We start from the raw sequence: 4,208 nt of genomic DNA on the forward strand, positions 1-4,208 counted from the left end.
CGGCGAAGCGCGGCTGCTGGCCTCGATCGCCGAGCTAGGCATCGAAGAACCGCTGCAAGGTGTCGATACCGAAGATGGTCGCTTCCTGCTGGATGGTTTCAAGCGTTATCGCTGTTGTAGCAAGCTAGGCATCGACTGCGTGCCATACGCTTCGCTGGGCCAGCAGGAAGCAGCCGGCATCGTGCATCTGATGCGACTGGGCAATGACAAGACGCTCACGATTCTGGAACAAGCCCGCTTCGTTGTCGATCTGTTGGCCCTCCACAACATGACGCTGCTGGAGGTCGCCCAGACGCTGCGACGGAGCAAGGCCTGGGTCAGCATGCGGCGCGGCCTGTGGGAGGAAATGAGTCCGGCGATTCAGGAACTCCTCTTGGCCGGAGCCTTCCCCGTCTACTGCTGGATGTACACGCTGCGGCCGTTCAGGCGCATGAACGCGACGACCGCCGACCAGATCGAGCGGTTCGTGCAGTCGCTGGCCGGCAAGCAGCTCAGCGTGCGGGACATCGAACTGTTGGCCCAGGCTTACTTCGGCGGACCGGCTTCGCTGCGGGAAGCGATCGAAGCGGGCAAGTTCGGCTGGTCGCTGGAGCAGATGAAAAACGTGCCGGAGGATCGGGAAGGCTGCAGCCAGCCGGAGCGAACGCTGCTGAAAGACCTGCAGATCCTGCGGAAATACATGCGGCGGGTAATGACCAAGTGCGCAGACCCGCGTCTGGACAGTCGCGCCTTCCATGCCCAGGCCAACCTGCTAGCCGGCGGCCTGCTCAGCTCACTGCAGCCATTTCAAGAAAGGATCCAGAAGTTTCATGATCGATCCGGACATGCGTAACGCCATTTATCAGTTGCATCTGAAGGGCATCCCTCTGCGGAAGATCAGCAGTCAGTTCAAAATCAGCCGCAACACGGTGCGCTCCATCATCGGGCAGCAAGGCCAGATGCCGCAAACGGTCCGCAAGGACAAGATCCACATTGACCCGGAACTGCTGGGGCGTCTCTATCGAGAGTGCCAGGGCTGGATCCAGCGGGTACACGAAAAGCTGGTCGAGGAAGAAGATATCCAGGTCAGCTATCCGACTTTAACGCGGTTGCTCCGCGAACTGGGCCTGGGCAAGTCGCGACCGGCGCGTTGCGATCGCGTGCCGGACGAGCCCGGTTTGGAAATGCAGCACGACACCACGGTGTATCAGGTCCCGCTGGCCGGCCAGCGGACCAAGATCATCACCAGCTTGTTGTACCTGCGTTACTCGAAGCGTCGATACTTGAAGTTCTACCGCGCTTTCAACCGCTTCGCGATGAAGTGTTTTCTGCACGAAGCGTTGATGCACTGGGGCTATTCGGCCCGGCAGTGCATCATCGACAACACCAACCTGGCGCGGCTCCGCGGCAGCGGCAGCCGGGCGGTGATCGTCCCCGAGATGGCCTCCTTCGCGGACCGCTACGGCTTCGAGTTCCGCTGCCACGAGATCCGCCACGCGAATCGCAAAGCCGGCAACGAACGAAGTTTCTGGACGGCCGAGACAAGCTTCCTTCCCGGACGCACTTTCGACAGCCTGGAGGACATGAACCGGCAGGCGCTGGAGTGGGCCACTGATCGCCTGGACCATCGCCCCGTCAGCAAAACCGGCTTGATTCCGGCCAAGGCCTTCGAGCACGAGCGGGCCTACCTGACCGAATTGCCACCGCACCTGATCGGGCCCTACATCGCGCACGAGCGGGGCACGGATCAGTACGGCTACGCGGCGTTCGCCGGCAACTACTACTGGGTGCCCGGCGGCAAGCGCGACGAAGTCAAGCTGCTCGAGTACGCGGACCGTTTGAAAATCTTTCAGCAGCGAACCTGTCTGGTCGAGTACGAGTTACCAGCCGACGGCGTCAAGAACGAGCGATTCAGTCCCGCGGGGCAACCGCCACCTCGGCACCTGCCCAAGCACCGCAAGCACGGTTCGATGCAGGAAGAGAAACGTCTCCGCGGCATGGGCCGGGGCGTTGAGGCCTATCTGGACTACGCCCTCCAGACGGCCGGCATTCAGCGTCACCGCTTCCTCCGCAAGCTGTTCGCTTTAAGCCGGCGCGTGACCGAGGCCATCTTCGCGCGAACCTTGCAGCGGGCTCTGCGTTATCGGGTCACGCACATCGAGACTCTGGAACGCATCGCCTGGTTCTGTATCAGCCAGGGAGACCAGCAGCTGCCCGAAGCCGACGTGGACGACAGCTTTCGTGAGCGGCCGGCTTACCAGGAGGGCTGCTTGACGGACGAGCCGGATCTGTCCATCTACGACGACCTGCTGCCGGATGATGACGAAGCGGACAACGACCGGGCGGGCCAACCAGGTAAGGAGCAAGATGATGGATGAAGAGCTGAAAAAGACCTTGAAGTATCTGCGGCTCTATGGGTTGCTGGCCCGCTGGGATGAGACGCTGACGGAAGTCAAGCGAAAGCGTTTTAGTGCCGAGCGGTTGCTGCGACACGTGTTCGAGGCGGAACGCCGCATCAAGAACGAGAGCGCCCGCAAGCTGCGCCGCAAACGAGCCCACATTCCGGAGCTGCTGGAGATCGAAACGTTCCCCTTCGCACGGCAACGGAAACTGGACCGCAAGCGGATCATGTCGCTGTACGACAGCTTCGACTACATGAGCAAGCAGCAGAACATGGTCTGGATGGGTCCGACCGGTTGCGGCAAGACGGGTCTGGCCACCAGCTTCCTGTTGCAGGCCATCGATCGCGGGCATCGAGGTTATTTTATTCCCTTCGCCAGCCTGGTCGCCGAACTCTATGCCTCGCTGGCCGACCATTCGGAGGAGAAGGTGATCAAAAAGTACCTGTCCTACGATTGCCTCTTGATCGACGAGGTGGGGTATGTGGAAGTCGAAGCGGCGCAGGTCGGCCTGTTCTTTACGCTGATGCAGAAACGCCACAAGAGCAAGACGACGCTGATCACCTCGAATCTGGGCTTTAGTGAATGGGGTTCGTTCCTCAGGAACAAGCACCTCACGGCCGCGCTCATCGATCGGCTGACCGAAACCAGTCACGTGATCAATATGAAGAACTGCGAGACACTCCGCGCCCAGCTGAACAAAGATTGATGAGGCTGTGACGAGTGAACTGGGACCGTGACCTCCGCCAGCGGGCCGCCGCGGTTCGGCAACTGTCGCTGGAAAACGTGCTCGCCGTCCGCGGCGCGACGCGAGACGAGCGCGACCGCTCGAAGTGGCACACCGAACAGGGGCCTCTTTCGGTAAACGGGGCCAAGTTCATCAACTGGCGGCGCGGCGTGGGCGGAGGCGGCGCGATCGACCTGGTTATGCACCTGGCCGCCATCGACTTCCGGGCCACGGTGACCTGGCTCGAAGAGAACTTCGCGGTGGGCTCGGTCGCTGTCGGAACGCGAACTGATTCGACCATTGACAAGCTCTGCCTACCCGTCTGCGACGATCGCAGCTTGGGGCGGGTACTGCAGTATCTGACTTGCCGCCGGCATCTTCCCGCTTCGCTGCTCGCGCCGCTGGTCGAATCCGGCAAGCTGTATGCGGACAGCCGTGGCAACGCCGTCTTTCTGTTGGTAGCCGGAAAAGCAAACCGGCCGGTGGGCGCGGAACTGCGGGGCAGCGGTCCGCGAGTCTGGCGCGGCATGGCGGTGGGCAGCCGCAAGGACTCAGGTTACTTCTGGATCGCCGCCCCAGCTTCTCGAAGCATCGTTCTCTGCGAGTCAGCCATCGATGCCATCAGCTGCCGCGCCATCGATCCCAATCGCATCTGTATCTCCACTTCCGGCGCGCGAGCCAATCCACGCTGGCTCAAGGGACTGATCGCTCGCGGCTACGAGATCCATTGCGGCTTCGACGCCGACGAACCCGGCGACAACGCGGCCACCCAGATGATCGCGCTCTACCCCACCGTCCAACGACTACGCCCGCCAGCCCACGACTGGAACGACGCTCTCGCAGAGCGACGATAAACTTCGTCGCCAGCATCGCCGACCTCGTGACGGCTTCGCCGCAACAAAGTCCGCAGCACAACCCACTGCTGTGAGCCAACGGCTCAATTTACCTGAGCCCAGCTGGGTCACTTTATCTGAGCGTTATAGTTTTCGGTCGCAAGATAGACTATAGCTTGATAATTGGACTTTGCGCTGGATCAGAAGATGACGAAAGACGCGTTTGATCCCTATTTCAAATGGCTGGGGATTCCACCCGAGCACCAGCCG

At 61.3% G+C, this 4,208-nt stretch carries 4 protein-coding genes; all 4 read left to right on the forward strand.

Translation table 11 applies throughout. The annotated features are described in order from the left end of the window. Positions 1–832, forward strand: an 832-nt coding sequence (locus tag WBB95_RS16195) for a ParB/RepB/Spo0J family partition protein (RefSeq protein ID WP_424488506.1), incomplete at its 5' end; no start/stop codon positions are given. After that, positions 810–2,357: a hypothetical protein gene (locus WBB95_RS16200; protein ID WP_424488507.1), complete on the forward strand. Its 1,548-nt coding sequence runs from the start codon at positions 810–812 to the stop codon at positions 2,355–2,357. The genes WBB95_RS16195 and WBB95_RS16200, both read left to right, overlap by 23 nt. After that, complete coding sequence (locus WBB95_RS16205) at positions 2,350–3,087, forward strand: ATP-binding protein (RefSeq protein WP_424488508.1); 738 nt, start codon at positions 2,350–2,352, stop codon at positions 3,085–3,087. Before WBB95_RS16200 ends, WBB95_RS16205 begins: the two co-directional genes overlap by 8 nt. Before the next feature lie 14 nt (positions 3,088–3,101). Then, positions 3,102–3,959, forward strand: coding sequence for a DUF3991 domain-containing protein (locus WBB95_RS16210; protein ID WP_424488509.1), 858 nt, complete (start codon positions 3,102–3,104; stop codon positions 3,957–3,959). Positions 3,960–4,208: the final 249 nt, after the last annotated feature.

Origin of the sequence: Pseudomonas sp., assembly GCF_049645325.1 — a bacterium.
In the GTDB taxonomy this organism is placed as follows: domain Bacteria; phylum Pseudomonadota; class Gammaproteobacteria; order Pseudomonadales; family Pseudomonadaceae; genus Aquipseudomonas.

Excerpts from the sequence above, each read along its gene's own strand:
- WBB95_RS16200 (WP_424488507.1), top strand. The coding sequence starts at position 810 with ATGATCGATCCGGACATGCGTAACGCCATTTATCAGTTGCATCTGAAG.
- WBB95_RS16205 (WP_424488508.1), top strand. The coding sequence starts at position 2,350 with ATGGATGAAGAGCTGAAAAAGACCTTGAAGTATCTGCGGCTCTATGGG.